1 protein-coding gene and 1 pseudogene are annotated in these 2,102 nt (G+C 47.4%); one reads left to right on the plus strand and one right to left on the minus strand.

The features are described from left to right. Nucleotides 1–124, minus strand: a pseudogene (locus GAC_RS06235) (TrbC/VirB2 family protein); the annotation flags it as partial. Nucleotides 125–494: 370 nt separating this feature from the next. Between GAC_RS06235 and GAC_RS04500 the strand changes: the two are divergent. After that, complete coding sequence (locus GAC_RS04500; RefSeq protein WP_037349572.1) at nucleotides 495–2,099, plus strand: hypothetical protein; 1,605 nt, start codon at nucleotides 495–497, stop codon at nucleotides 2,097–2,099. Nucleotides 2,100–2,102 lie beyond the last annotated feature (3 nt).

The following is a 2,102-nucleotide window of genomic DNA, read 5'->3' on the forward strand; positions in this document are numbered from 1 at the left end:
CATTGCATATAACAACAGTCGCTGTATCATCATCCTTAGCAGCCTCAGCCCCAGCAGGTACACCATGTAAGATACCAAATGCTAATACTCCAGCAATGAGTAAGAATCTAAGTTTTAGCAACATCACCACTCTCCCAAAACCTCTACGTCCACCCTTGCACTAACTGGTATTACCCTCAATACAGTGGCCATAAGCTTACCAACACCACTCACCGCTTTCCCATATCAACTAGTCACCCAACCTCATCTCCTACCCCATGACTTCTCAGGCTCATCCCACTGTGGTATTGCTACCATCTATAACCACCTAATGTTGTTCCTGGGGTACAGTCAAAGTTCTCCTCCACACCATCACCCAAGTCCCTACTCTCCCACGCCACCCAGATCCCCCACCTCTGTGTACTACTCGCACCCCCAGCGTTCCTGGTGTACATAGATTAAAGAAGGAAGTAGTAGGTAGTATAGGAAGAGGAACAGCTAGTCCTGTAAGGGCAATGTTTAGTAGAGAGATCTCAGATGGAGATACATTACTTGCTGGGGAGATGGTAGGAGTTGATGAAGGACTAGTTATACAAGAACTGAGCAGACCAGAAGAATTAGAAAAGCTACAACATGAACTAGCAAAGCAAGTAAGTAAATTAGCTGAACTTGGAGAACTTAAGTGGTTAGAGCAACTTGAGACACTGGAGACTGAGGAGTTGGAGAAGGTGGCGAAAAGAGCCACACAGAAGCTCAGTATATTGGAGGAGCAGCCAGGATACACCTCACTAGAGGAGCTGGAGAAGAAGCTGAAGGAGATAGAGGAAATAAGGAAACTGAAGGGACCGGAGGCAATCAGAAAGCTTAGAGACTTGGAGAGGCTGGAAGCTGAGAAGTTGGAGGAGGTGAAGAAGAAGGTAAAGGGTTCAGAGCTTGCAGAGCATTTGGACAAAACGTGGTTGCTACGCAGGATTGGAAGAGTAGGGCAGGAACTAGCAGCGATAAGGGAGCTGAAGGAATTGGGGCTAGAGGAACGGCTCAGGGTACTAGCTGAGATTAAGGAAGTTAGAGCATTGGCAGAGAAGCGGAAGGCTGGGGGACTAGAGATTCAGGAGGGGTTACAGCTGACTGAGAAGATTAGAGCATTGGGTGGACAGCTGGATCTGCTGGAGGCACGAATATTATTGGGGCTAGAAGCTGAGAAGATGAAGGAGGTGGAAGCGGCAAAGGAGGAAGTGGAGATTTTCCTGGGATTGCTCCACAACAATGACACAGAGACCAAGAAGATAGAGGAGGTGAAGACTCTGGTAATGCGGGTGGGTGACAGTCAGGGACTAAGGGGTCCGTTGGTCAAGAAGTTAGAGGAGCTGGCTAAGAAGTTGGAGCCAAAGGTGGGTGGCAATACAGGGTTTCAGGGTCAGGTAGGGCTAGTGAAGGATCTTAAGAAAAAGCTAGAAGAACTAGCAGCGATAAGGGAAGCATTGGAGCAACTGAAGGTGGAACCAGCGCTGCTAGAAGGGATAAAGAGGGAGGTGCTAACACAGCAGAGTACTCAAGTTACACGTAGGGAGAATAATCCACAAAGCAAGGCAGAAGGTAAACTAGAAGAGATAAGAGCGCTTAGAAAGCTAGGACAGTTGGATGAGCTAATACCAGAAGAGAGATTGAGAGAATTGTCCAAGGTTAAGGAAACACTGAAGCGGTTGAAGGGTAAGGAGCTAGTAGACCTAGAGAGGAAGCTAGAAACTATGGGGGAACTAAAGCAGGAGATAGAGAAAATCAAGGGGCAGGAAGACTTGAAGCAGCTAGAGGCTAGGAAGTTGGAGGAGGTGAAGAAGGCAAAAAGGGAAGTGTTTATTCTGAGGACAAAGGAAAGTCTGGAGAAAGAGGGGAAGCTGGAGGAGTTAAGGGGCTATAAACTCAAGAAGGCGATAAAGAAGCTGGAAACCTTGATAGAGAAGATACGAGGGGTCAGCACGCTGAAGGAACAGTGGGAGCCAAAAGTTGAGAAGCTCAAGAGCAAACTAGAAACACTAGCTGCCATAAGGGAGCTGAAGAAATTGGGGTTTAAAAGATTGGTTGAGACTCAGGACACTAGAGGAGCTTACAGAGATAGCTGAGCA

Source organism: Anaplasma marginale str. Florida (genome assembly GCF_000215485.1).
Taxonomy (GTDB): domain Bacteria; phylum Pseudomonadota; class Alphaproteobacteria; order Rickettsiales; family Anaplasmataceae; genus Anaplasma; species Anaplasma marginale.

What these genes read in the sequence shown, in the direction of transcription:
- GAC_RS04500 (WP_037349572.1), top strand. Translation starts at nt 495, where the DNA reads ATGTTTAGTAGAGAGATCTCAGATGGAGATACATTACTTGCTGGGGAG.